Source organism: Nocardioides iriomotensis (genome assembly GCF_004168035.1).
Taxonomy (GTDB): domain Bacteria; phylum Actinomycetota; class Actinomycetes; order Propionibacteriales; family Nocardioidaceae; genus Nocardioides_B; species Nocardioides_B iriomotensis.
Window position 1 is genome coordinate 143,547 of sequence record NZ_SDPU01000010.1, and the last position, 23,423, is coordinate 166,969.

The 23,423-nt window shown below is 72.9% G+C and carries 27 protein-coding genes; 14 read left to right on the forward strand and 13 right to left on the reverse strand.

Annotated features, from left to right (window positions below):
* Positions 1-195 precede the first annotated feature (195 nt).
* Both ETU37_RS03450 and ETU37_RS03455 read right to left on the reverse strand, forming a co-directional pair.
* Entirely contained in the window at positions 196-909 is a 714-nt protein-coding gene (locus ETU37_RS03450) for a Fic family protein (protein WP_129985465.1), read from the reverse strand.
* A gap of 18 nt (positions 910-927) precedes the next feature.
* A complete protein-coding gene (locus tag ETU37_RS03455) occupies positions 928-1,449 on the reverse strand; it encodes a hypothetical protein (RefSeq protein ID WP_129985466.1) in 522 nt (173 codons plus the stop codon).
* 64 nt (positions 1,450-1,513) lie between these two features.
* On the opposite strand from ETU37_RS03455, the gene ETU37_RS03460 reads away from it, so the two are divergent.
* The 10 genes from ETU37_RS03460 (at position 1,514) to ETU37_RS03500 (ending at position 11,851) form a co-directional block, all read left to right on the forward strand.
* Complete coding sequence (locus ETU37_RS03460) at positions 1,514-2,362, forward strand: class I SAM-dependent methyltransferase (RefSeq protein ID WP_165372383.1); 849 nt, start codon at positions 1,514-1,516, stop codon at positions 2,360-2,362.
* Between the two features lie 7 nt (positions 2,363-2,369).
* A complete protein-coding gene (locus ETU37_RS03465; protein WP_129985468.1) occupies positions 2,370-3,491 on the forward strand; it encodes a sensor histidine kinase in 1,122 nt (373 codons plus the stop codon).
* Complete coding sequence (locus ETU37_RS03470) at positions 3,488-4,225, forward strand: LytR/AlgR family response regulator transcription factor (protein ID WP_129985469.1); 738 nt, start codon at positions 3,488-3,490, stop codon at positions 4,223-4,225. Before ETU37_RS03465 ends, ETU37_RS03470 begins: the two co-directional genes overlap by 4 nt.
* Positions 4,222-4,593 carry a DUF485 domain-containing protein gene (locus tag ETU37_RS23045; RefSeq protein ID WP_165372384.1) on the forward strand — a complete coding sequence of 124 codons (372 nt, stop codon included), beginning with the start codon at positions 4,222-4,224 and terminating at the stop codon, positions 4,591-4,593. Before ETU37_RS03470 ends, ETU37_RS23045 begins: the two co-directional genes overlap by 4 nt.
* A 16-nt stretch (positions 4,594-4,609) precedes the next feature.
* A complete protein-coding gene (locus ETU37_RS03475) occupies positions 4,610-6,139 on the forward strand; it encodes a sodium/solute symporter (RefSeq protein WP_165372385.1) in 1,530 nt (509 codons plus the stop codon).
* Positions 6,140-6,300: 161 nt separating this feature from the next.
* Positions 6,301-6,648, forward strand: coding sequence for a DUF485 domain-containing protein (locus ETU37_RS03480; protein ID WP_129985471.1), 348 nt, complete (start codon positions 6,301-6,303; stop codon positions 6,646-6,648).
* Positions 6,645-8,249 carry a solute symporter family protein gene (locus ETU37_RS03485; RefSeq protein ID WP_129985472.1) on the forward strand — a complete coding sequence of 535 codons (1,605 nt, stop codon included), beginning with the start codon at positions 6,645-6,647 and terminating at the stop codon, positions 8,247-8,249. The genes ETU37_RS03480 and ETU37_RS03485 overlap by 4 nt, the downstream gene beginning before the upstream one ends.
* A gap of 166 nt (positions 8,250-8,415) precedes the next feature.
* A complete protein-coding gene (gene acs / locus ETU37_RS03490; RefSeq protein WP_420819097.1) occupies positions 8,416-10,377 on the forward strand; it encodes an acetate--CoA ligase in 1,962 nt (653 codons plus the stop codon).
* Positions 10,378-10,510: 133 nt separating this feature from the next.
* Positions 10,511-10,948: a phage holin family protein gene (locus ETU37_RS03495; RefSeq protein WP_129985474.1), complete on the forward strand. Its 438-nt coding sequence runs from the start codon at positions 10,511-10,513 to the stop codon at positions 10,946-10,948.
* Positions 10,949-10,957: 9 nt separating this feature from the next.
* Positions 10,958-11,851 carry an alpha/beta fold hydrolase gene (locus ETU37_RS03500; RefSeq protein WP_129985475.1) on the forward strand — a complete coding sequence of 298 codons (894 nt, stop codon included), beginning with the start codon at positions 10,958-10,960 and terminating at the stop codon, positions 11,849-11,851.
* Here ETU37_RS03500 and ETU37_RS03505 read toward each other — a convergent pair.
* The 7 genes from ETU37_RS03505 to nth form a co-directional block, all read right to left on the reverse strand.
* The gene (locus ETU37_RS03505; protein ID WP_206053682.1) at positions 11,814-12,371 is read right to left on the reverse strand and encodes a flavodoxin family protein; all 558 of its coding nucleotides are present in this window, start codon (positions 12,369-12,371) and stop codon (positions 11,814-11,816) included. The genes ETU37_RS03500 and ETU37_RS03505 overlap by 38 nt on opposite strands.
* Positions 12,368-13,267, reverse strand: coding sequence for a universal stress protein (locus ETU37_RS03510; protein WP_129985476.1), 900 nt, complete (start codon positions 13,265-13,267; stop codon positions 12,368-12,370). The genes ETU37_RS03505 and ETU37_RS03510 overlap by 4 nt, the downstream gene beginning before the upstream one ends.
* Before the next feature lie 96 nt (positions 13,268-13,363).
* Positions 13,364-14,266: a bifunctional helix-turn-helix transcriptional regulator/GNAT family N-acetyltransferase gene (locus ETU37_RS03515; RefSeq protein ID WP_129985477.1), complete on the reverse strand. Its 903-nt coding sequence runs from the start codon at positions 14,264-14,266 to the stop codon at positions 13,364-13,366.
* Between the two features lie 25 nt (positions 14,267-14,291).
* Positions 14,292-15,464 carry a MarP family serine protease gene (locus ETU37_RS03520; protein WP_129985478.1) on the reverse strand — a complete coding sequence of 391 codons (1,173 nt, stop codon included), beginning with the start codon at positions 15,462-15,464 and terminating at the stop codon, positions 14,292-14,294.
* Entirely contained in the window at positions 15,461-16,171 is a 711-nt protein-coding gene (locus ETU37_RS03525) for an NUDIX hydrolase (protein WP_129985479.1), read from the reverse strand. The genes ETU37_RS03520 and ETU37_RS03525 overlap by 4 nt, the downstream gene beginning before the upstream one ends.
* A gap of 21 nt (positions 16,172-16,192) precedes the next feature.
* A complete protein-coding gene (locus tag ETU37_RS03530; protein WP_129985480.1) occupies positions 16,193-16,825 on the reverse strand; it encodes a redoxin domain-containing protein in 633 nt (210 codons plus the stop codon).
* Positions 16,822-17,550 carry an endonuclease III gene (nth, locus tag ETU37_RS03535; RefSeq protein ID WP_206053684.1) on the reverse strand — a complete coding sequence of 243 codons (729 nt, stop codon included), beginning with the start codon at positions 17,548-17,550 and terminating at the stop codon, positions 16,822-16,824. Before nth ends, ETU37_RS03530 begins: the two co-directional genes overlap by 4 nt.
* Positions 17,551-17,692: 142 nt before the next feature.
* Between nth and ETU37_RS03540 the strand changes: the two genes are divergently transcribed.
* Positions 17,693-18,370 carry a Crp/Fnr family transcriptional regulator gene (locus tag ETU37_RS03540; RefSeq protein ID WP_129985481.1) on the forward strand — a complete coding sequence of 226 codons (678 nt, stop codon included), beginning with the start codon at positions 17,693-17,695 and terminating at the stop codon, positions 18,368-18,370.
* A gap of 91 nt (positions 18,371-18,461) precedes the next feature.
* On the opposite strand, the gene ETU37_RS03545 is transcribed toward ETU37_RS03540, so the two are convergent.
* Genes ETU37_RS03545 through ETU37_RS03560 form a run of 4 tightly spaced genes read right to left on the reverse strand, consistent with a single transcriptional unit; the run spans position 18,462 to position 20,736 of the window.
* The gene (locus ETU37_RS03545; RefSeq protein ID WP_129985482.1) at positions 18,462-19,247 is read right to left on the reverse strand and encodes an MBL fold metallo-hydrolase; all 786 of its coding nucleotides are present in this window, start codon (positions 19,245-19,247) and stop codon (positions 18,462-18,464) included.
* Complete coding sequence (locus ETU37_RS03550) at positions 19,244-20,098, reverse strand: NUDIX hydrolase (protein ID WP_129985483.1); 855 nt, start codon at positions 20,096-20,098, stop codon at positions 19,244-19,246. The genes ETU37_RS03545 and ETU37_RS03550 overlap by 4 nt, the downstream gene beginning before the upstream one ends.
* Before the next feature lie 3 nt (positions 20,099-20,101).
* Complete coding sequence (locus tag ETU37_RS03555) at positions 20,102-20,572, reverse strand: RidA family protein (protein ID WP_129985532.1); 471 nt, start codon at positions 20,570-20,572, stop codon at positions 20,102-20,104.
* Complete coding sequence (locus tag ETU37_RS03560) at positions 20,572-20,736, reverse strand: Sp36 family protein (RefSeq protein ID WP_129985484.1); 165 nt, start codon at positions 20,734-20,736, stop codon at positions 20,572-20,574. Before ETU37_RS03560 ends, ETU37_RS03555 begins: the two co-directional genes overlap by 1 nt.
* Before the next feature lie 37 nt (positions 20,737-20,773).
* On the opposite strand from ETU37_RS03560, the gene ETU37_RS03565 reads away from it, so the two are divergent.
* The 3 genes from ETU37_RS03565 to ETU37_RS03575 are packed head-to-tail and all read left to right on the forward strand — an operon-like array spanning position 20,774 to position 23,378.
* Complete coding sequence (locus ETU37_RS03565) at positions 20,774-21,541, forward strand: alpha/beta hydrolase family protein (protein ID WP_206053685.1); 768 nt, start codon at positions 20,774-20,776, stop codon at positions 21,539-21,541.
* A complete protein-coding gene (locus ETU37_RS03570; protein WP_129985486.1) occupies positions 21,538-22,722 on the forward strand; it encodes a sensor histidine kinase in 1,185 nt (394 codons plus the stop codon). Before ETU37_RS03565 ends, ETU37_RS03570 begins: the two co-directional genes overlap by 4 nt.
* The gene (locus ETU37_RS03575; RefSeq protein ID WP_129985487.1) at positions 22,719-23,378 is read left to right on the forward strand and encodes a response regulator; all 660 of its coding nucleotides are present in this window, start codon (positions 22,719-22,721) and stop codon (positions 23,376-23,378) included. The genes ETU37_RS03570 and ETU37_RS03575 overlap by 4 nt, the downstream gene beginning before the upstream one ends.
* Positions 23,379-23,423 lie beyond the last annotated feature (45 nt).

Below are 23,423 nucleotides of genomic sequence, written 5' to 3' on the forward strand. Positions count from 1 at the left end.
CTCCAGACCCGCACATGAGCCAGGTACCCACGCGGCGACCTACCCTTCCTATTGGGCGTCGATCTTCGGGTTCACCCGGGACGACAACACACCGGTGCACGCTTGGTAGCCATCGGTCTCATGTGTCAGCGGCGGCACTCTGGGCTCGTCCCACGGGTGCCGCTCGCATGTCCGGTCGAGGGCCCGTCCATGTCGTCAGCGCAGCGGGCTGGACTCCGCGCCCTTCGCGAACGCCTCCGCGGCGTACAGCAGCCACGCGTGTACGCCGGACGCTCCACCCGTGGCGTAGCCGCGCAGGTTCGACTCGTACTCCCGCCGCAGCGCGAGGTGCCCCGCCTCGGGCACGGTCAGCGACGTCGGGTCCACCCCGCGCGCGACGAGCAGCAGCCGCTCGACCGCGCGGGCGACGAGCCCGTTGTGCGACACGAACGGCCCGGCGGTCGCGATGTCCGCGTGCGCGACGGCGGCCACCACCAGGGCCGGCGCCTCGGTCGGCGCGGACAGCGTGGCCGCGAGGTCCCGAAGCCGCGCGGCCGAGGCGGCGTCGCGCGGCCGGCCGAGGTCGGCGTCGTCCACGACACCCTTGCCGGCCAGGGTGTGCAAGCGCGCGAAGGCCTGCAGGGGCGAGGTCTTGACGGTCGGGACGAGGGAGAGCAGCTCGGTGCTGACCCGCACCGCGGCCTGGGCCATCGGCCCGCCGCCGTCGGCGCGGATCGCGTCGAGGGTCGAGTCGGAGCCCTCGAGCACGGCACTCGCGTGCGCGCCGCGCAGCAACGACTCGGCGGTCTCGTCGGGCGAGGTGCGGCGCAGCCCGCGGTCGCGCAGCAGCGCGTCGATGCCGTCACGGGTGGCGGCCATCGCAGAGGCCACGCCTTCGAGGCCGGCGAGCCGGGACAGAGCGTCAGTCACAGGCGCCGAGCGTAGCGATCAGGCCGCCGGCCCCTTGGTCCGCACCTCCGCGACCTTGTCCATGGCCTCGCGCAGCTCGCCGAGCCACTCCTCCTCGTGCTGGCCCACGAGCCGCACGCACCAGGCCAGCGCCTCCGACCGCGACCGCGCGACGCCGGCGTCGACGAGGGTGTCGAGCACCATCCGCTGCGGCTGCCGGAGCCGGGTCATCACCGGGGCGGCGAGGTGGGTGTACATCTCGCCGTACTCCCCGGCCCGCACGCCCCACGACACCTTCCGCTCGAAGCGGCGCTCCGCCTCGCGGGCGATCTCGATCCGGCGCTCCCGGGTGTCCTCGCGGAACGCCTTGACCCGCCCGGCCCGCGCCTCGTCGCGCTCGGCCTCCGAGGTGCCCTCGGGCAGGTCCACGTCACCGATCGTCAAGATCACCGTGATCTCGTCGCGGTCGACCGTCACCTCGGGCGGCGCGACCTTCCACTCGTCGGGCAGCCGACCGGTGAACCAGCCGCGCACCCGCTCTTGTTGTTCGGTTGTAATCATGTAATCGACATTACGACGAAGCCGCGACGGCCCCAAGATGGTCGAGACCAGTAGCCTCGCCCCGATGACCACGCCGCCCCGCTCGACCAGCGCCGCCCTGTCCTTCGCCGGCGTGGCCGACGCCTACGAGCGGGCCCGCCCGGGCTACCCGGACGAGGCGGTCGCCTGGCTCCTCGCGGGCGACGGCGGCGACCACCACCCGCAGCGCATCGTCGAGCTCGGCGCCGGCACCGGCAAGCTCACCCACAGCCTCACCGGTCACGGAGCCGGCGACCGCACGGTCGTCGCGACCGACCCGCTCGGCCCGATGCTGCGCCACCTCGCCCGGACGGCGCCCGACGCGATGGCTGCGTTCGGCACCGCCGAGCAGATCCCGGTACGCCGCCGGTGGGCCGACGTCGTGGTCGGCGCCCAGGCCTTCCACTGGTTCGACCAGGACCGGGCCCTCCCCGAGATCGCGCGCGTGCTGCGACCGGGCGGGCGCATCGCACTTGCCTGGAACCTCCGCGACGAGCGGATCCCGTGGGTCAAGCGGCTCGGCCGGCTCATCGGCACGCCCGAGCAGCACACCGACCCCACCCTGGACCTGCTGGCCACCGGGCTGTTCGGCTTCGTGGAGCAGGCCCAGTTCCGGTTCTGGCAGCCGCTGGACCGCGACCGGCTGCACGACCTGGTCACCAGCCGCTCCAACGTCGCGAGCATGGACGACGCCCAGCGGCAGCAGGTGCTCGCCGACGTCGACGAGCTGTACGACGGCTACGGCCGCGGCGCCGACGGCATGCTGCTGCCCTACGTCACGCACTGCTTCCGGGCCGTGGCCCGCGCCTCGGCCGACCCCGACGACGACGGCGACGGTCTCGTGGACCCGCCGACGGACGACGACTCCGACAACCTCCTCATCGACTTCCGCTGAGCCACCCATGAGCTGGTTCGGGTGGGTACGGCGCCGGCACCTCGGCACCGAGGCGGACCGCGCCACCTTCCGCACGCTGCACACCGCCGCTCTCGCGTCCCCGGCGCTCCGCGGCGGGCTCACCGACTCCTCGGCCCAGCGCAGCATCCGGCACCTGCGCAGCCTGCTCGCCGCACCGGCCGTCGCGCTCACCGGCACCGACCGGCTGCTCGCCTGGGACGGCGGCCAGCACCACCACGCCGAGCAGTGCGTGGGCCTCGCCGCCCCGGTCGTCGCCGACGGGGCCACCGTCGTCGCGGGGCAGAGCAGCATCCCCTGCGACGACCTGACCTGCCCGCTGCGCTACGTGATCGTCGCGCCGCTGACCGTCGAGGAGCGGGTGATCGGCACGTTCCAGGTCTTCGCACCGTCGGCGTCGGCGGGTCTCGTGCGGGCGGCCGACGAGGTCGCCGCGTGGGTGTCCGGCCAGCTCGAGCTCGGCGAGCTCGACGCGTCGCGCACGCGGCTGATGGAGGCCGAGGTGCGCGCGCTGCGCGCCCAGATCAGTCCGCACTTCATCTACAACTCGCTCACCGCGATCGCGTCGTTCGTCCGCACCGACCCCGAGCGCGCCCGCGAGCTGCTTCTGGAGTTCGCCGACTTCACGCGGTACTCCTTCCGCCGGCACGGCGAGTTCACCACCCTCGCCGAGGAGCTCAGGTCCATCGAGCGCTACCTCGTCCTGGAGAAGGCCCGCTTCGGCGACCGCCTCAACGTCACGCTCCGGGTCGCGCCGGAGGTGCTGCCCGTCGTCGTCCCGTTCCTCTGCCTCCAGCCGCTCGTCGAGAACGCCGTACGCCACGGGCTCGAGCAGAAGGACGGACCCGGCCACGTCGAGATCACCGCCGAGGACTTCGACCGCGAGGCCGTCATCTCGGTCGAGGACGACGGCGTCGGCGAGGACCCCGAACGCGTGCGGCGGGCGTTGACCGGTGACGGCGAGCTCGACTCGGTCGGGCTCGGCAACGTCGACGAGCGGCTCCGCAACGCGTTCGGCGACGACTACGGACTCGTGGTTGAGACCGCCCCCGGAGCGGGTACCAGAGTTATCGTGCGGGTGCCCAAGTACGCCCCTGGAGTCCACCAATGACCGCTGCGCTTCGGGTGCTCGTCGTCGACGACGAGCGCCCGGCTCTCGACGAGCTCGCCTGGCTGCTCCAGCGCGATCCTCGGGTGGCCGGCGTGGTCACCACCGACAGCGCCGCCGAGGCGCTGCGCGTGCTCCAGGAGGGCGGTGTCGACGCGGTCTTCACCGACATCCGGATGCCCGGCCTCACCGGGCTCGAGCTGGCCCGGGTGCTGTCCCGGTTCAAGTCGCCGCCGCCGGTCGTGTTCATCACCGCCCACGACGACCACGCCGTCGACGCGTTCGAGCTCAACGCGGTCGACTACGTCCTCAAACCGGTGCGCGAGGACCGGCTCGCCGAGGCGGTACGGCGGGTCTGCGAGGCCCACGGCGGCGAGGCACCCGCGGGCGACGACCAGATCCCCGTCGAGCTCGGTGGCGTGACCCGGTTCGTCGGGCGGTCCGAGGTGCTCTACGTCGAGGCGCACGGCGACTACGCCCGGCTGCACACCGCCCACGGCAGCCACCTGATCCGCAGCCCGCTCACCACGCTCGAGGAGCAGTGGCGCGACGCCGGCTTCGTCCGCATCCACCGCTCGCTGCTGGTCGCGCTGCCGCACGTCGCCGAGGTGCGGATGGACGCCGGCCGCTGCACCGTCGTCGTCGGCGCCGAGGAGCTGGCGGTCAGCCGCCGGCACACCCGCGAGCTGCGCGACCTGCTCGTCCGCCGGGCACGTCCCGGTGTCGGCAAGTCATGACCGAGCAGCCGCCCCGCCGGGTCCGGGTCACCAGCGAGCGCAGCGGCGCCGTCCGCCGCCGCGTCACCGCCAGGTCCGAGATCGACGCCCAGACCCAGCTCGGCGAGATCTACATGACCTCGCTGCTCCGCGCCCAGCTCCGCCTGGCCGGCCTGGTGATCGTCGCGCTGGCCGTCCTCGTCGGCGGCCTGCCGGTCGCGTTCCGGCTGCTGCCCGGGCTGATGTCCCGCGATGTGCTCGGCATGCCGCTGTCGTGGGTGCTGCTCGCGTTCGCGGTCTACCCGTTGCTGTTCCTGCTCGGCTGGCTCTACGTCCGCGCGGCCGAGCGCAACGAGCGCGACTTCGCCGACGTCGTCGACCGGCCGTAGGACCGGGCGGACACCGGTGAAGCCCGAGCTCGGCATCGTCGCCGTCACCCTCGTCGCGCTCGCGACGCTCGGCATCGGTGCCTACGGCTGGCGCTTCTCGCGGACCACCAGCGACTTCTTCGTCGCCTCCCGCTCGGTCCGGCCCGCGCTCAACGCGTCGGCGATCGGCGGCGAGTACCTCTCCGCCGCGTCCTTCCTGGGCGTCGCCGGCCTCGTGCTCGCGTTCGGCACCGACATGCTCTGGTACCCGGTCGGCTGGACCGCCGGCTACCTCCTGCTGCTGGTCCTGGTCGCCGCCCCGCTGCGCCGCTCCGGGGCGTACACGCTGCCCGACTTCGCCGAGGCCCGGCTGGAGTCCCGCACGGTCCGCCGGATCTCCTCGCTGCTCGTGGTCGGCATCGGCTGGCTCTACCTCATGCCGCAGTTCCAGGGCGCCGGCCTCTCCCTCGGCACGGTGGCCGGCACCGAGCCCTGGGTCGGCGGGGTCGTGGTCGCCGCGGTCGTGCTCGTCAACGTCTTCTTCGGCGGGATGCGCAGCATCACGTTCGTGCAGGCCTTCCAGTACTGGCTCAAGCTCACCGCGCTGCTCGTCCCCGCGATGTTCCTGCTGTCGGTGTGGGCCGGGGACGGCGCCACCTCGCCGGCCGACCCCTCCGTGACGACCGGCGGGATGGGCGGCGACCTCTGGGCGTCGCCCCTCACGTCGGCGAGCGCGCACCCGCTCTACACGACGTACTCGATCATCGTCGCGACCTTCCTCGGCACGATGGGCCTCCCGCACGTGGTCGTCCGCTTCTACACCAACCCCGATGGGCGCACCGCCCGCCGCACCACCCTGGTCGTGCTCGCGCTGCTCGGCCTCTTCTACGTCCTGCCGCCGGTGTACGGCGCCCTCGGGAGGCTCTACGCGCCCGACCTCGTCGCCGCCGGCGCGACCGACACGGTGGTGCTCGAGCTGCCGTCGCGGATGGTGCCGGGGCTGGGCGGCGAGCTGCTCTCGGCGCTGACCGCGGCCGGCGCGTTCGCGGCGTTCCTGTCGACGTCGTCGGGTCTCACCATCGCGGTCGCCGGCGTCATCAGCCAGGACGTGATGGGCCGCCGGTTCCGCGGTGTCCGCGCGTTCCAGGCGGCGGCCGTCGTCGCGGTCTCGGTGGCGCTCGTGCTGGCCCTGGCCGCCGAGGGCGTCGGCGTCGCCCGCGCGGTCGGGCTCGCGTTCGCCGTCGCGGCGTCGACGTTCTGCCCCCTGCTGGTGCTCGGCATCTGGTGGCGCCGACTCACCGACGCCGGGGCGATCACGGGTCTGCTCGTCGGGGGCGGGCTCGCCGGCGGCGCGGTCGTGGTCACCCTGCTCGACGCCACACCGGGCGGGTGGCTCGGCACGATGGCGTCGCAGCCGGCGGCCGTCACGGTGCCGGTCGCCTTCCTCGTCATGGTGCTCGTGTCGCTGCTGACACCGAAGCGCGTCCCCCGCCACATCTCGCGCACGATGGTCCGGCTGCACACCCCCGAGCACGTCGAGCTCGACCGGGGCCCGTTCCCGCTCTGACCGCTCGTCGCGCCCGACGCGCCGTCCGTCGACACGGGCTCGCCGTCCGGCGCGCATCCCCGCCGCGGCTCTTCAGCCGTCCCTCCCGCGGTTCCTAGCGTGGCGACCATCACACGGAGCCCGTGCGGCGCGGGCCGATACCCACGAAGAGGTGACCATCCGTGGCCGAGACACACTCCCCGCACCAGAGGTCGGGGCACGCCATCTATGACGAGCTGGCCAAGACCGACGAGTTCCGCACGCTGCGCTCGCGCTACCGGGGCTTCGCGATCCCGGCGACCGCGGCCTTTCTCGCCTGGTACTTCCTGTACGTCCTGATGTCGACGTTCGCCGAGGACTTCATGGCCATCAAGGTGGTGGGCAACATCAACGTCGCCCTCGTCTTCGGCCTCCTCCAGTTCGCCTCGACGTTCCTCATCGCCTTCCTCTACAGCCGGTACGCGAACAAGAACTTCGACCCGATCGCCTCCGAGCTCCAGGCCCGCTACGACCGGGAGGTCCAGCGATGAGCTCCCAGACCCTCACCACTGTCCTGTTCCTCGCGGTCGTCGCCGTCACCGTCGGCGTCACGATCTGGGCCAGCCGGCAGACCAAGGGCGCGGCCGACTACTACGCGGGTGGCCGCAACTTCAGCGGTTTCCAGAACGGCCTCGCCATCTCCGGCGACTACATGTCAGCCGCGTCGTTCCTCGGCATCTCGGGCGCGATCGCGCTCTACGGGTACGACGGCTTCCTCTACTCCATCGGCTTCCTCGTGGCGTGGCTCGTGGCGCTGCTGCTCGTCGCGGAGCTGCTGCGCAACTCGGGCCGCTACACGATGGCGGACCAGCTCGCCTACCGGATGCGCCAGCGCCCGGTGCGGACGGCCGCCGCGACGTCGACGGTCGTGGTGTCGATCTTCTACCTGCTCGCGCAGATGGTCGGCGCCGGCTCGCTCGTCGCGCTGCTCCTCGGCGTGGAGAGTGCCGCGCTGAAGAACCTCACCATCGTCGGCGTCGGACTGCTGATGATCTTCTACGTCACGGTCGGCGGCATGAAGGGCACCACCTGGGTGCAGATCGTCAAGGCCGTGCTGCTGATGGCCGGCACCGTGATCATCACGATCCTGGTGCTCGCCCAGTTCAACTTCCACCTGTCCGACCTCCTCGGCGCCGCGGTCGACAACAGCGGCAAGGGACAGGCGTTCCTGGAGCCCGGGCTCAAGTACGGCATCGACCTGACGGCGAAGATCGACTTCATCTCGCTGGCGCTCGCGCTCGTCCTGGGTACCGCCGGCCTGCCCCACATCCTGATCCGCTTCTACACGACGCCGACCTCCCGGGCCGCCCGCAAGTCGGTGCTCTGGGCGATCGGGCTGATCGGCTCGTTCTACCTGATGACGCTGGCGCTGGGCTTCGGTGCCGCCGCCCTGCTCGACACCGGCGAGGACAGCGCGGTCGTGGCCAGCGCCGGCAACCTCGCCTCACCGTTGCTGGCCGAGGCCGTCGGCGGTGGTGAGGGAACGACCGGAGGCGCCGTGCTCCTGGCACTGATCTCCGCGGTCGCGTTCGCCACGATCCTGGCCGTGGTGGCCGGCCTCACCCTGACGTCGGCGTCGTCCGTCGCCCACGACCTCTACGCCAACGTGTGGAAGAAGGGCACGGCGTCCGAGCGCCAGGAGGTGCGCGTCGCGAAGATCGCGGCCTTCATCATCGGCGGCATCGCGATCATCCTGGCCATCCCGGCCCAGACGCTGAACATCGCCTTCCTGGTCGCACTGGCGTTCGCGGTCGCGGCCTCGGCGAACCTGCCGTCGCTGATCTACAACCTCTTCTGGCGTCGGTTCAACACCCGCGGCGCCACGTGGAGCATCTACGGAGGTCTCGTCAGCTGCGTGCTGCTGGTGATCTTCTCGCCGGTCGTGTCGGGCTCCGAGACGGCGCTGCTGCCCGGCTCCGACTTCGCCCTGTTCCCGCTGAGCAACCCCGGCATCATCTCGATCCCGCTGGGCTTCCTGTTCGGCTTCCTCGGCACCGTCACCTCGAAGGAGCCGGAGGCCGAGGCGGCCTACGACGAGCTCGAGGTCCGGTCGCTGACCGGCGCCGGTGCCGAGACCGCCGTGATCCACTGATCGACCGACCGCGACCCACCCGACCGGTGCCCGCCGCCCCTCTTTCCGGAGGGTCGTGCGGGCACCGGCCGACGGGTAGGTTGCGAGACGAACCCGCCTGACCCGGCCCGACCAGACCGACACGTCGAGGAGTGTTTCCGTGAGCGACGAGACCCTGTCCAACCTGATGCACGAGGACCGGCGGTTCGCCCCGCCCGAGGACCTCGCCGCGGACGCCAACGTCACCGAGGACTGGTACGCCCGGGCCAAGGAGGACCGCCTGGCGTTCTGGGCCGAGCAGGCCGAGCGCCTCGACTGGGACACGAAGTGGGACGAGGTGCTCGACTGGTCCGACCCGCCGTTCGCCAAGTGGTTCGTCGGCGGCACCCTCAACGCGTCGGTCAACTGCGTCGACCGGCACGTCGCGGCCGGCAAGGGCGACAAGGTCGCCTTCCACTGGGAGGGCGAGCCGGAGAACGACACCCGGACGATCACGTACGCCGAGCTCAAGGACGAGGTCTGCCGGGCGGCCAACGCCCTCACCGAGCTGGGCGTCTCGGCGGGCGACCGGGTCGCGATCTACATGCCGATGATCCCGGAGACCGCCGTCGCGATGCTGGCCTGTGCCCGCATCGGCGCGCCGCACACCGTCGTCTTCGGCGGCTTCTCGGCCGACGCGCTGGCCAGCCGGATCAAGGACTGCGAGGCGCACGTCGTCATCACCGCCGACGGCGGCTACCGGCGTGGCGCCCCCTCAGCCCTCAAGCCGGCCGTCGACGAGGCGGTCGCCAAGTCCGGCGACGTCGTCAAGAAGGTCCTGGTCGTCAAGCGCACCGGCCAGGACGTCGACTGGGACGACTCCCGCGACCTGTGGTGGCACGACACCGTCGACAAGGCCTCCTCCGAGCACGAGCCCGAGGCTTTCGACAGCGAGCACCCGCTCTACGTCATGTACACCTCCGGCACGACCGGCAAGCCGAAGGGCATCCTGCACACCACCGGCGGCTACCTGACCGGGTCGGCGTACACGCACTGGGCGGTCTTCGACCTCAAGCCCGACACCGACGTCTTCTGGTGCACCGCCGACGTCGGCTGGGTCACCGGGCACAGCTACATGGTCTACGGCCCGCTCGCCAACGGCACCACGTCGGTGATGTACGAAGGCACACCCGACAGCCCGCACAAGGGCCGTTGGTGGGAGATCATCGCCAAGTACGGCGTGACGCTCTTCTACACCGCGCCCACCGCGATCCGGACGTTCATGAAGTGGGGCAACGACATCCCCGCGCAGCACGACCTGTCCAGCCTGCGACTGCTCGGCTCGGTCGGCGAGCCGATCAACCCGGAGGCGTACGTCTGGTACCGCGAGACCATCGGGGGCGACAGGACCCCCGTCGTCGACACCTGGTGGCAGACCGAGACCGGCTCGATCATGATCAGCCCGCTCCCGGGCGTCACGCACGGCAAGCCCGGCTCCGCGATGACGCCGATCCCGGGCGTCAGCGCCGACGTAGTCAACGACGCGGGCGAGCCGGTGCCCAACGGGTCCGGCGGCTTCCTCGTCCTCACCGAGCCGTGGCCGGCGATGCTGCGCACGCTGTGGGGCGACGACCAGCGGTTCAAGGACACCTACTGGTCCCGCTTCAAGGAGCAGGGCTTCTACTTCGCCGGCGACGGCGCGAAGAAGGACGAGGACGGCGACCTGTGGCTGCTCGGCCGCGTCGACGACGTCATGAACGTCTCCGGCCACCGGCTCTCCACCACCGAGATCGAGTCGGCCCTCGTCTCGCACCCCAAGGTGGCCGAGGCCGCCGTCGTGGGCGCCACCGACGAGACCACCGGCCAGGCCGTGTGCGCGTTCGTGATCCTGCGTGAGAGCGCGGTCGAGGAGGCCGACGAGGTCGGTGAGGGCGCCGACCTGGTCGAGGAGCTGCGCAGGCATGTGCAGAAGGAGATCGGCGCGATCGCGAAGCCGCGGCAGATCATGATCGTGCCCGAGCTGCCCAAGACCCGGTCCGGCAAGATCATGCGCCGGCTGCTCAAGGACGTCGCCGAGCGCCGTGAGGTCGGCGACGTGACGACCCTGGCCGACTCGACGGTCATGGACCTGATCTCCAAGAACCTCAGCGGCGGCCGGTCCGAGGACTGACCGGCGCCCGACCGGCGCCGACCGGCCCGCTGCGCCCGCGCCCCGCCACCCGACCAGGGCGGCGGGGCGTGGTGCATGCGAGGGCCTCGACCCGGGTAGGGTCGCTGCGAGCCGTGGAGAGAGGGAGGCCCGGATGACGAGCAACACCCCGCAGACGACGCCCGGCAAGCGCCGCCGCCTGCCCGAGGTGCCCTCGCCGGACGACCCGACCCTCGGCAAGCTGTTCGCGGACGCGAGCCGCGACCTCTCGGCGCTGGTGCGCAGCGAGATCCAGCTCGCCAAGTCGGAGCTCAAGGTCAGCATCAAGACCGGCGGCACCGGACTCGGCCTGTTCGCCGGGGCGGCGTTCATCGCCGTGCTCGCGATCATCATGCTCTCGGTCGCCCTGGCCTACTTCCTCTCGATGACCGGCCTGCACCTCGCCTGGTGCTTCCTGATCGTCTTCGTCTTCTACCTCGTGCTCGCGGGGATGCTCGCGTTCGTCGGCGTCCAGAAGGTCAAGAAGGTGCGCGCCCCCGAACGCGCGATCCACCAGGCGCAGGAGTCCGCGGCGCTGCTCAAGCGTTCCTGACCCGCGGACATGGAGCTGCCCGGCCCCTGGTCGGACCGGTACGTCGCCGCCAACGGCGCCCGCTTCCACTGCGTGGAGGCCGGACCGGCCGACGGCCCGCTCGTGCTGCTGCTGCACGGGTTCCCCCAGTTCTGGTGGGCGTGGCGCGCGCAGCTGCCGGCCCTCGCCGACGCCGGCTACCGCGCCGTCGCGATGGACCTGCGCGGGTACGGCGGGTCGGACAAGACGCCCAACGGCTACGACCCGGTGACGCTCGCCGGGGACGTCTCGGGCGTGGTGAAGGCGCTGGGCGAGCGCAGCGCCGTCCTGGTCGGGCACGGCTGGGGCGGCTACGTCGCGTGGGCGACGGCCACGCTGCACCCGCGCGAGGTCTCGGCGCTCGGTGCCGTCGCCGCCCCGCACCCCGGCGCGATGCTGCGTGGCCTCCGGCGGCACCCCGCGTCACCGGCGCTGCGGCACGTCCTCGCGATGCAGGTACCGCTGCGGCCGGAGCGGCGGCTGGCCCGGGCGGACACCGGGTTCCTGCGCGACCACCTCCGGTCCTGGTCGTCGCCCGCGTCGGCGTTCCCCGACGACGACACCGTGACGACGTACCAGCGGGCGATCAGCCAGTGGCCCTCCTCGCACTGCGCGCTGGAGTACCACCGCTGGCTGGTCCGCTCCCAGGTGCGCACGGACGGGCGCGCGTTCGAGCGCGCGATGCGCGCACCGGTCGGTCAGCCGGTGCTCGTCGTGCGCGGCTCCGACGACCGCACGCTGCCGCCCGGGGCATTCGAGGCGACACCGGCGCACGTGCTCGGCCACGTGACGGAGCACGACGTCGCCGGCGCCGGGCACTTCGTGCCCGAGGAGGCTCCGGACGCGTTCACCGCCCTGCTGCTGGACTGGCTGTCACAGCGGTGAGGACGGACCCCATCCGGGTCCCCCAGGCGCGCGCCCGGTCGAGCTCGCCCTCGGCGAGCGGACCGCGCACGTCGTCGACGTAGAAGGAGGTCGAGGCGGCCAGCGGCGAGAAGCCCTTCGCCCGCATGTCGCGTGCGGACGCCCGCGCCGCCGATCCGGGCATCCGCCGGGTCCGCATCGGCCGCGTGTCGAACGTGACCACGCGCGGGTTGTGCACGCCGACCGGGATGTCCTCGATCCACTCACGCACACCGCGGGAGGTGTCGACCGCCAGCGCGCCCTGGCGCCGGGCCTCCTCCCGGGTCATCGGCCGGGGCATCGAGAACGCGTGCGTCGGCGCACCCACCACGACGAGGTCGGCGCCCTCGTCCAGCGGAGCCGCGGTCGCCGCCGTGACGACCTCGACGTCCACCTCCTCGGTCAGCCCCTGCGCGACCGCGGCCGCGACCGATGCCGTGTTGCCGAAGATCGACTCCACGACGACCACCGCACGCGGCCGGGTCAGCACGTCGCCGCTCACACCGCGTCCGTCCGAGCCACCATCACCGGACCGTGCGCGTGCTCGACGACGTGCCGGCTGACCGACCCGAGGACGAGCGCCGCGGTGTCCCCACGACCGCGCGAGCCGACAGCCACCAGGTGCGCGTGCCGGGAGGCGTCGACGAGCGCCCACCGGGCGTCGGTCTCGACCTGGTGCAGGGACACCGCAACGTCGGGGTACTTCTCCTTGTAACCCGCGAGCGACTCGGCCAACTGGAGCTCGTGCTCGGTGGACGTCTCCCGCCGGATCTCGTAGCTGGTCTGGTCACGCCAGCGCACCGCGTCGTCCCACGCGTGCAGGACGGCGAGCGGGCGGTGCTCGAGGGACGCGAGGGCGAACGCGGCGTCGAGGGCGGCGCGCGACACATCGGTGCCGTCGATGCCGACGACGATGCGGCCGGCGTACGGGCTGTGCTTGTCCGGGACCTCGTGCTCGCGGACCACGACGACGGGGCAGGTGGCACCGACGGAGACGCCCTCGCTCACCGAGCCGAGGAGGTACGACGACACCCGACCGTGCCCGCGCGTGCCGACGACGAGCAGGTGGGCGCCCGAGGCCGTGACCTCGTCGAGGACGTCACGGGGCAGCCCGACCGCGAGGTGCTCGCGCAGCTCGACCGTCGGGTCGATCTTGCGGGCCAGGGCGAGACCGTGGTTGAGCACCCGGCGACCGGCGACCCGGAGCTCGTGGCGGGTGACCGTCAGCGTCGCGTCGCCGTAGCCGGCGTACCCCCGCGGGGCACCGCACGCGTGCACGACGAGGAGCGGACGGCCCAGGGCGGCCGCGTGCTGCACGGCCCACGCCAGGGCGACGTCGCTGTGGGGCGTGCTGTCGTACCCGACAGCCACCGTTCCGAGGGCCTGTGTCGTTGTCATACCTCCACGGTGCTCCGGCACGGCACCCGGAGGCAGGGCCGGACGACGGGACAGAACGGGACCTTCGGCCCGTTGCGCCCCTCGCGCGTCAGCGCGTCACAGGTCCTTGGCGAACCAGTGGTCGGCGTACGGCTCGCCGTTGAAGTCGTCGACCTCGACGTACCCGCACGCGCGGTACATCGCGATCGCCTCGGTGAGCGTCCCGTTGGTGTCGAGGCGCACGACGTGCGCGCCGCGGCGGCGGGCCTCGTCCTCGAGGGCGGCCAGGAGCATCCGGCCGACGCCGAGGCCGCGGGTCCGGTCGGAGACCCACATCCGCTTGAGCAGCGCCGGCTCGCCGGGCGGGGTCTTCACGCCGCCCGCGGCGACGACCTCGTCGTGCAGGCGGGCGACCAGCAGCACGCCGCGGTCCCCGGTGAGCTCGTCGTCGGCGGCGACCAGGCTGGCGCCCGGGTCGAAGCCGTGCTCGAAGCGGGCGTCGAGCTCCGCGAAGTAGGCCCGCAGCGCCAGCAGCGACTCGGCGCTGCGCGGGTCGGCCGGCTCGATGCGCACCAGCCCGCGCACGAGCAGCCGCTCGACGGTGCGCATGGCGTCGACGAGCCGGGACCGGTCCTCCGGTGGCAGCGGAGCGAGCAGCGACGCCGCCAGCTCGTCGCTGGCCCGGTCGAGGACGCGGCGCTCGGTCCGGCCGGCGTCCGTCGCGCGGACGACCCGGACGCGCTGGTCGTCGGGGTCGGCGGACAGCTCGACCAGCCCGTCGTCGCGCAGCGACCCGAGCAGCCGCGAGACGTAGCCGGAGTCGAGGCCGAGCCGCGCGCGCAGGTCGCGGACGTCCACCGGGGCGGGCGCGGCGTCGACCTCCCAGAGCAGGCGGCAGGCGCCCAGCGAGCGGTGCCGCGACAGGTAGTCGTCCTGGAGGGCGCCGACGCGCTGCGTGACGGTGCGGTTGAAGGAGCGGACCCGGGCGACGTCCTCGCCGGGGACGGTTTCTCTGACCACGGTCAGAGATTACTCCCGTATGAGCCTAGGCGCAGCGGCCGGTGTCGACGGTCGAGCCGTTGAGCTTGCCGCGGGCCGCGCTCTCACGGACCTGCTCGGAGGTGAGCGCGTAGCCGGTCTCGTCGTCGGTCACCGAGGCCGCGAAGATCACGCCGAGCACCTCGCCGTCGTCCGACACCAGCGGGCCGCCGGAGTTGCCGGGGCGGACCAGCGCGCGGATCGAGAAGACCTCGCGGACGACCGTGCCCTGGCCGTAGATGTCCGGGCTGCGCAGCCGCTGCTCGCTGCGGATGCGCGCCGCCTGCACGTCGTAGGGGCCGTCCTGCGGGTAGCCCAGCACGGCGCCGGGGTCGCGCTCCTCGCCCTCGAAGTCGAAGCGCAGGAACGGGCGGCCGACGGACTCGACCTTGAGCACGGCGACGTCGAGGTCCTCGTTGTAGTAGACGACGGTGGCCGGCACCTCGGTGTCGCCGACGAGGACCGTCGGGTTGTCGACGCCGGCGACGACGTGCGCGTTGGTCATCACGCGGTCGGGCGAGTAGAGGAAGCCGCTGCCCTCGACGCCGCGGTTGCAGGAGTTCTCGCCGCGGATCTTCAGCACGCTGGCCGCCGCCTGCTGGATCTCGGGGTCGCGGGCGATCTTCCCGGGCGGCGGGCCGACCTCGATGATCCGCTCGGGCGCGAACGGCTCGAGGTAGCGCGGGAAGAAGCTGGACCCGACGACGTCGTTGAACGAGTCGAGGGCGGTGACCGCGCGGGTCGGCATCATCTCGTCGACGCGCTTGAGCACCGCGGACTCGCGGACCTGCTCGCTGACCCACGGCAGCTTGGCGCCGCTGACCGCCACGCCCAGCGCCCATGACACGACCAGGACGGCGACGGCGCTGAGTGCCGCGCCGCCGACGGCGTCGAGGGCGCGCACGGGTTGCCAGGTGATGGTGTCGCGGATGCGTGACCCGGCGAACTGGAACAGCGCCTGGCCGAACGACGCGCACACGAGCACCACGAACAGGGCCGCCAGCGACACCCACAGCGCCGGGGCGGCGTCGCCGAGCAGCTTGGGCGCGAGCACCACGCCGAGCAGGCCGCCGAGCAGCAGGCCCGCGGTGGCGAACGCGCCGGAGATGAAGCCCTGCCAGTAGCCCGAGACGGCGTAGGCGAGCACGACGATGACCAGGAACCAGTCGAGGAAGTTCACCGGCGGCCTCCGTCGGCGCTGTCGTCACGGACGGCGACCAGCATGTACGGCGGGAGGTCCTGCCGGCGGCTCCCGTCCCACGGCTTGGTCCAGCCGAGGAAGTCGAACAGCCGCGAGATGATCCCGGCGGTGAAGCCCCACAGGATCAGGTCCTTGTCGTCGCCGATGAGGAAGCCCGGGCCGAGCCAGCCCGACGGGTGCCGCACCGTGGTCCGGTGCTGCGGGTCGAGCAGCTCGTCGATCGGCACCCGCAGCACCGCGTGCACCTCGCGCGGGTCGACGACGCTGACCGGCGACTCCTCGCGCCACCAGCCGAGCACCGGGGTGACCGCGAAGTTGCTGGGCGGCAGCCACAGCTGCGGCAGCGTCGCGAACACCTCGACGCCGGCCGGGTCGAGGCCGGTCTCCTCCTCCGCCTCGCGCAGGGCGGCGGCCTCGGGCGAGGCGTCCGTCGGGTCGATCGAGCCGCCGGGGAACGACACCTGGCCGGGGTGGGAGCGCATGTCGTGGGCGCGCTCGGTGAGCAGCAGGTCCGGACCCAGAGACCCCTCGCCGAACAGCATCAGCACGGCACCCTCGCGGGTGTCGGCGTCGTCCGGCGGGACGAAGCGGGTCAGGTCCTCGGCGCCGATCTCGGCGGCCCCGCGGCGTACCGGCTCCAGCCACGAGGGCAGGGCGGGGCTACCGCCGACAGGGGTCGAGGACACGCGACGAGGGTACCCAGCGCTCTACAGGGCCATACCGAGGTGCTCGCGCACCAGGTCGGTGAGCTGGGAGTAGGAGCGGATGACCGTGAACGTCGGGCGCCCGCCGGGGTTGGTGACCTCGCCGTCCGCGTCGACGAACACCACGCCCGGGAGCCCGCGGACCCGGAAGTCCTGGCGGAGCGCGCCGCCGGGGTCGGCGAGCAGGGGGTAGGTGACGCCGGTCTGGGCGGCCAGCTCGATCGCGCCGTCGGGCTGGGTGTCGAGGTAGTCGATGCCGACCACCCGGAGCTTGTCGCCGGCCTCCTCGTGCAGCCGCTGGTAGTAGGGCAGCTCGTCGCGGCAGGGCTCGCACCACTGCGCGAAGAGGTTGACGACCATCGGGCCCTTCAGCGAGCGCAGGCGTACGTCGGGGCCGCCGCCGAGGCAGGGCAGGGTGAGGTCGGGCAGCCCGCCGTCGGTCGCGTCGCCCGGCGCGCAGTCGGCGATGCCGGCGGCCGCCTTGGCCTCGCGCAGCTCCGGGGTGTCGACGTCGACGTTGCTCTGCGTGGTGGGGACGGTCTGCCCGTCGCCGGCCGCGTCGTCGCCCGGGGGCGTGCCGATCGAGCAGCCGGCGACCAGGGCCAGGGCTCCGAGCGCGACGAGGGGTCGCCTCATGCCCTGCCTTCGGTGCGGACCAGCGTGGCCGCCTTGACCGGGTCGGTCGGGCCCTCGCCGTACGCCGGGCACCAGCGCGCGACGGGGCACGCGCCGCAGGCGGGGTTGCGGGCGTGGCAGACGCGGCGGCCGTGCCAGATCAGGTGGTGCGACAGCATCACCCAGTCCTTGCGGGGGAACAGCGCGCCGACCTCGTGCTCGGCCTTGACCGGGTCGGTCTCCTCGGTGAACCCGAAGCGCCGCGCGAGCCGCCCGAAGTGCGTGTCGACCGTGATGCCCGGGATCCCGAACGCGTTGCCGAGCACGACGTTGGCGGTCTTGCGGCCGACGCCCGGCAGCGTCACGAGGTCCTCGAGCCGGGCCGGGACCTCCCCGTCGAAGCGCTCGACGAGCGCCTGCGAGAGCTTGAGCAGCGACTCGGTCTTGGCCCGGAAGAATCCGGTGGGCTGGATGATCTGCTCGAGCTTCTCGCGCTCGGCGGCGGCCATCGCCTGGGCGTCGGGGTAGGCCGCGAACAGCGTCGGGCGCACGGCGTTGACCCGCTTGTCGGTGGTCTGCGCCGACAGCACGGTCACGACGAGCAGCTCGAAGGCGTTGTCGAAGTCGAGCTCGCAGCGCGCGTCGGGGTAGGTCTCCGCGAGGACGCGGTCGATCTTGCGGGCGCGGCGTACCAACGAGGTGTCGGGCTTGGTGACGACCGGCTGCGGGGTGGACTTGCGGGGCACTCCTGCAGGGTAGGCGGTGCCTCCGACGGTCGCCTCCGACGGCGCCCGAGGCGTGGCCCGTTCCACATGGCAAGGACGAATACGCCACAATGTGACCTGCACGACCACGGTGCACCCAGCGCCGTGGCGACGAGGAGGAACCGTGGACAACGACGTACTTCGCCAGGCCCCCCTGTTCAGCGCGCTGGACGACGAGGCCGCGACCGCCCTGAGGGCCTCGATGGCCGACTCGCGGCTGCGGCGGGGTGAGGTCCTGTTCCACGAGGGCGACGAGGGCGACAAGCTCTACATCGTCACCGACGGCAAGGTGAAGCTCGGCCGCACCTCCTCCGACGGCCGCGAGAACCTCCTCGCCATCCTCGGCCCCGGCCAGATGTTCGGCGAGCTGTCGCTGTTCGACCCGGGCCCGCGGTCCGCGACCGTCACCGCCGTCACCGACACCGCCTTCCTGTCGCTGTCCCACGAGGACCTGCTGCGCTGGCTCGAGGGCCGCCCCGGCGTCGCCCGCGGCCTGCTCGCCCAGCTCGCCGGCCGGCTGCGCAAGGCCAACGACGTCGTCGCCGACCTGGTGTTCTCCGACGTCCCCGGCCGCGTCGCGAAGGCGCTCCTCGACCTCGCCGACCGGTTCGGCCGCACCGCCGACGACGGCATCCACGTGCACCACGACCTCACCCAGGAGGAGCTCGCCCAGCTCGTCGGCGCCTCCCGCGAGACGGTCAACAAGGCGCTCGCCGACTTCGCCTCGCGCGGCTGGCTGCGCCTCGAGCCACGCTCGGTCGTGATCATGGACGTCGAGCGGATGTCGCGCCGCGCGCGCTGACTCCCGCCTGTCGGGGTCCCTGGTTCACCAGGGACCCCTGCACTTCCAGGGCGGTACAACACCCGGGAAGTGCAGGACTTGCCCGGGAAGCTCAGCCGCGCAGGTACTCGATCTGGGCGCGCACGCTCAGCTCGGCGGCGCCCCAGAGCACCGGGTCCACGTCGACGTACACCGTCTCCACGACCCGCCGGGCGAGCGTCTCCGCCGGCTCGTCGTCGACCCGCTCCAGCGCAGCGCGCACCTGGTCGAGCCGCTCGCGCCGGTGGGCGAGGTAGAAGTCGAGCGCACCGAGCGCGTCGTCGATGACCGGGCCGTGGCCGGGCCAGACCCGGGTGACCTCCTGCGCCTCGGCCAGGGCGTGCAGCCGCTGCAGCGAGTCGAGGTAGGCGCCGAGCTTGCCGTCGGGGTGCGCCACGACCGTCGTGCCGCGGCCCAGGACGGTGTCGCCGGTCAGCACGGCACGCTCCTGCGGCAGCACGAACGACAGCGAGTCGGAGGTGTGGCCGGGCGTGCCGACGACGTGCAGCTCGAGCCCGTCGACCGCGACCACGTCGCCGTCGTGCAGGCCCTCGGAGCCCAAGCGGTGCTGGGGATCGAGCGCGCGGACGCCGCAGCCGACGCGCTCGGCGAACGTGCGGGCGGCTTCGGAGTGGTCGAGGTGGCCGTGCGTGAGGAGTACGGCGGCGACATCACCGGCGACGTCGGCGACCCGGTCGAGGTGCTCGACGATCTCGGGCCCGGGGTCGATCACGATCGAGCGGCGGCCGTCGGGCTCGCGGAGCACCCAGGTGTTCGTGCCGTCGAGCGTCATCATGTTCGGGTTCGGCGCGAGCACGCAGGTCGCGCGGTCGCCGAACGTGCCGCCGGTCCAGCTCATCGTCCGCGCGCCGCGACCAGCGGTTCGAGATCGGGCGGCATCGAGAGCACGAAGTCCTCGCCGTCGGCGACCACCTCGGGCATGAACATCTCGACCTCCCGGCCGCGGGCGGCGGCCAGCACCTCGTCGGGCGTCGTGGACTGACCGACCTCCAGGCAGGTGAGGTACGTCGGGGGCAGCATGAACAGGTCCTGCCGCTCCACCGCCTCGACCGCGGACAGCGCGAGCATCCATGTGACCTGGTCGGACTCGGTCGACACGTCGCGGGTGCGCTGGCCGTCGGGCAGCACCGCGACGAAGAACCACGTGCGGTAGCGGCGCGGCTCGAACACCGGCGTCAGCCAGCCGGACCAGGCGCCGAGCAGGTCCGTGCGCAGCACCAGGCCGCGCCGCTCGAGCAGCTCGGTGAGCGCCAGCTGCCGGCTCTCCAGCGCCTTGCGGTCCGCCTCCCAGTCGTCACGGGTCACGTCCGCGACGACGTCGTCGGCCGACGTTCCCGCCAGCAGGACGCCGGACTCCTCGAACGTCTCGCGCACGGCGGCGCACACCAGGGCCCGGGCGAGGTGCTCGTCGTCGACACCGAGACGGGCGGCCCACTCGGCGGGCGTCGGACCGGCCCAGGCCACGGAGGCGTCGAAGTCCCGGTCGTCGACGCCGCCACCGGGGAACACGCACATCCCGGCGGCGAACGCCATCGACGTCTGCCGGCGCAGCAGGTACACGGACGGGCCGTCCGAGCCGGGCCGCATCAGGACGACCGTGGCCGCGTTGCGCGGCGTGGCCGGCTCTGCGGTGCCGTCGGCGTACGACCGCGCCTGCGCGACCAGCTGCTCCGGCAGCGGGAGCCTCATGGCTCAGACCTCGACGATGAGCTCGACCTCGACGGGCGCGTCGAGCGGCAGCACCGGGACGCCGACCGCGGAACGCGCGTGCTGGCCGGCCTCGGCGAACACGTCGCCGAACAGCTCGGACGCGCCGTTGGCGATGCCCGGCTGCCCGGTGAAGTCGGGTGTCGAGGCGACGAACGCGACCACCTTGACGATCCGCTTCACCTGCGAGAGGTCACCGATCTCGGCCCGGACCGCGGCGATCGCGTTGAGCGCGCACTGCCGCGCGCACTCCACTGCCTCCTCGGGGGTGACCTCGCCGCCGACCTTCCCGGTCGTGATCAGCTGGCCATCGCGCATCGGGAGCTGGCCGGACGTGAAGACGTAGCTGCCGGTGCGGACGGCGGGGATGTACGCCGCCACCGGCTTGGCCACCTCCGGGACGCTGAGGCCGAGCGACGCGAGGCGCTCCTCGGGGGTGCTGCCCTCCACGGCCATCACTGCACCGGCCGCTTGAAGTAGGCGACGAGGTTCTCGGGGTTCATCCCGGGCACGATCTGCACGAGCTCCCAACCGTCCTGGCCGAAGTTGTCGAGGATCTGCTTGGTCGCGTGCACCAGCACCGGCGCGGTGAGGTACTCCCACTTTGTCGTTGCGCTCATGGGGCCGACCCTAGTGCGTACGGATACCGTCTCCCCCGTGGCCCAGCCCTCCGACAGCGTGCTCGACCGCGCGGCCGCGCTGCCCGACGCGGTCGTCCGGTACGCCGACCACGCCGACGGCGTCGTCGACCTGCACCTCCCGGCCGGGCCCGGCCCGCACCCGCTGGTGGTCACGCTCCACGGCGGCTTCTGGAAGCAGGCCTACGACCGGCGGCACCAGCGCCCCCTCGCTCGGGACCTCGTGACGGCCGGCGTCGTGGTGGCCGCGCCGGAGTACCGCCGGGTCGGCGGCGCCGGCGGCTGGCCGATGACCGGTGACGACGTGCTCGCCGCGTTCCGTGCGCTGCCCGCCCTGCTGGACGGCCTCGGCGTCGCCACTTCGTCGGTGACCGTCACGGGCCATTCCGCCGGCGGCCACCTCGTGCTGTGGCTCGTGTCGCAGGTGCCCGGCATCGACCGCGTCGTGGCGCTCGCACCCGTGGCCGACCTCGCCGCGGCCGCGCGCGACGGGTTGGGCGACGGCGCGGCCCAGGCGTTGCTGGGTGGGTCGCCGACCGACGTACCGGATGCGTACGCCGCGGCGGATCCCCTGCGCCTGCTGGGCTCTGCCGATCCCGGCACCCACATCACCGTGCTGCACGGCACGTCCGACGACGTCGTACCCGTCGGTCAGGCGCACGCGCTCGCGGACCGCCACGCGCGCGTCGAGGTCGTCGCGCTCGACTGCGGTCACTTCGAGGTCATCGACCCGGGCTCCGCCGTGTGGCCCACGGTCAGGCGGTCCTTGCTCGGAGGTGCGCCGTGACCACGACGGTGCCGTGGACGGGCCGGATCGCGCCCTGGTCGCCGACCCGCGACAAGTGGTACGACCGCGCGCTCGTCCTGGCGCTGCTGGTGCCGGCACCGATCATGCTCGGCACGTCGGTGGCGCCGCTCGCCGCCGCGCTCAGCGCCCTGCAGATCGCGCCGCTGTGGTGGCGACGCGGCCACCCGGACCTCTGCTTCGCCGCGGTCGCCGCGATGATGATCGTCCAGCTGCCGCTCACCGGATCGCCGATCTGGGGTCAGGTGGCGATGCCGTTCGCGGTCTACTCCGTTGCCGCCTTCTCGACACCGCGCCGGTCGCTCGTGGCCGTTGGCGTGGGCCTGGTGGGTTCCGTCGTGGGGCCGATCGACTGGACCACCTCCCTGGCGATCGGCGGGCTCTACCCGTTCGTGCTGTTCGTCGGCGCCTGCGCCCTGTCGGTCGTGGCCCCGTGGGCACTGGGCATGCTCTCCCGAACCCGACGGGCGTACGTCGCCCAGCTGATCGAGCGTGGCGAGCGCATCGAGCGCGAGGCCCTCCAGCGCGCCGAGCTCGCCGCCTCCGACGAGCGCGCACGGATCGCCCGCGAGATGCACGACGTCGTCGCCCACGGCCTCTCGGTGATGGTCGTGCAGGCGGACGGCGCGCGGTACGCCGCCGCGTCCGACCCGTCGGCGGCGACCCAGGCGCTCGAGACGATCGGCGACACGGGCCGCGAGTCGTTGACCGAGATGCGCCGCCTGCTCGGGCTCCTGCGCTCCGACGACAGCCAGACGGCGCTGCGCCCGCAGCCCGGGCTCGTCGACCTGGAGTACCTCCTCGCCGAGGCCTCCGGCGCCGGCATGCACCTGACCACCGAGGTCGAGCAGCCGCTGCCCGACGTCTCGCCGGGTGTCGGCCTCACCGTCTACCGCATCGTGCAGGAGTCGCTGACCAACGTGCGCAAGCACGCCGGTCCCGACCCCCAGGTGCGGGTGGCCGTCCGCCGGCTGGGCGACGGCATCCGGGTCACCGTCGAGGACGACGGGCGCGGCGCGTCGGCCCGCGACGACGGGCAGGGTCACGGGGTGGTCGGCATGAAGGAACGTGTCGGGGCGGTCGGCGGCTCGCTCGAGGCGGGGCCGCGACCCGGTGGCGGGTTCCGGGTCGAGGCGCTCGTGCCGGTCGGCGGTGGCCGGTGACGACACCGATCCGGGTCCTCCTCGTCGACGACCAGGCGCTGGTGCGCGCCGGGTTCAAGATGCTCGTGGACAGCCAGCCCGACATGGAGGTCGTCGGCGAGGCCGGCGACGGCGGCGAGGCCACCTCCCTGGTCGCGTCGACCGACGCCGACGTGGTTCTCATGGACGTGCGGATGCCGCGCGTCGACGGCGTCGAGGCCACCGGCGCGATCACCCGCCGCGGCGAGACGCCGCGGGTGATCGTGCTGACGACGTTCGACCTCGACGAGTACGCCTTCGCCGCGATCAAGGCCGGCGCCTCCGCGTTCCTGCTCAAGGACGCGCCGCCCGCCGACCTGCTCAGCGCCATCCGCTCGGTGCACTCCGGCGACGCGGTGGTCGCACCGAGCACCACGCGGCGGTTGCTCGAGCACTTCGCCGCCGCGCAGCCGTCGCCCACGCCGCCCGCGCTGGACGGCCTCACCGAGCGCGAGGGCGAGGTGCTGCGGCTCGTCGCCCGCGGCCGGTCCAACACCGAGATCGCCGCCGAGCTCGTCGTCGCCGAGGCGACGGTGAAGACGCACGTGGGTCGGATTCTCGCCAAGACCGGCACCCGCGACCGGGTGCAGCTCGTCGTGCTCGCCTACGAGTCGGGGCTGGTCTCGCCCGGCTGGTGACGCCCACGCGGCCGGGCGACGTCATCGCCAGGTCATACCCAGGTC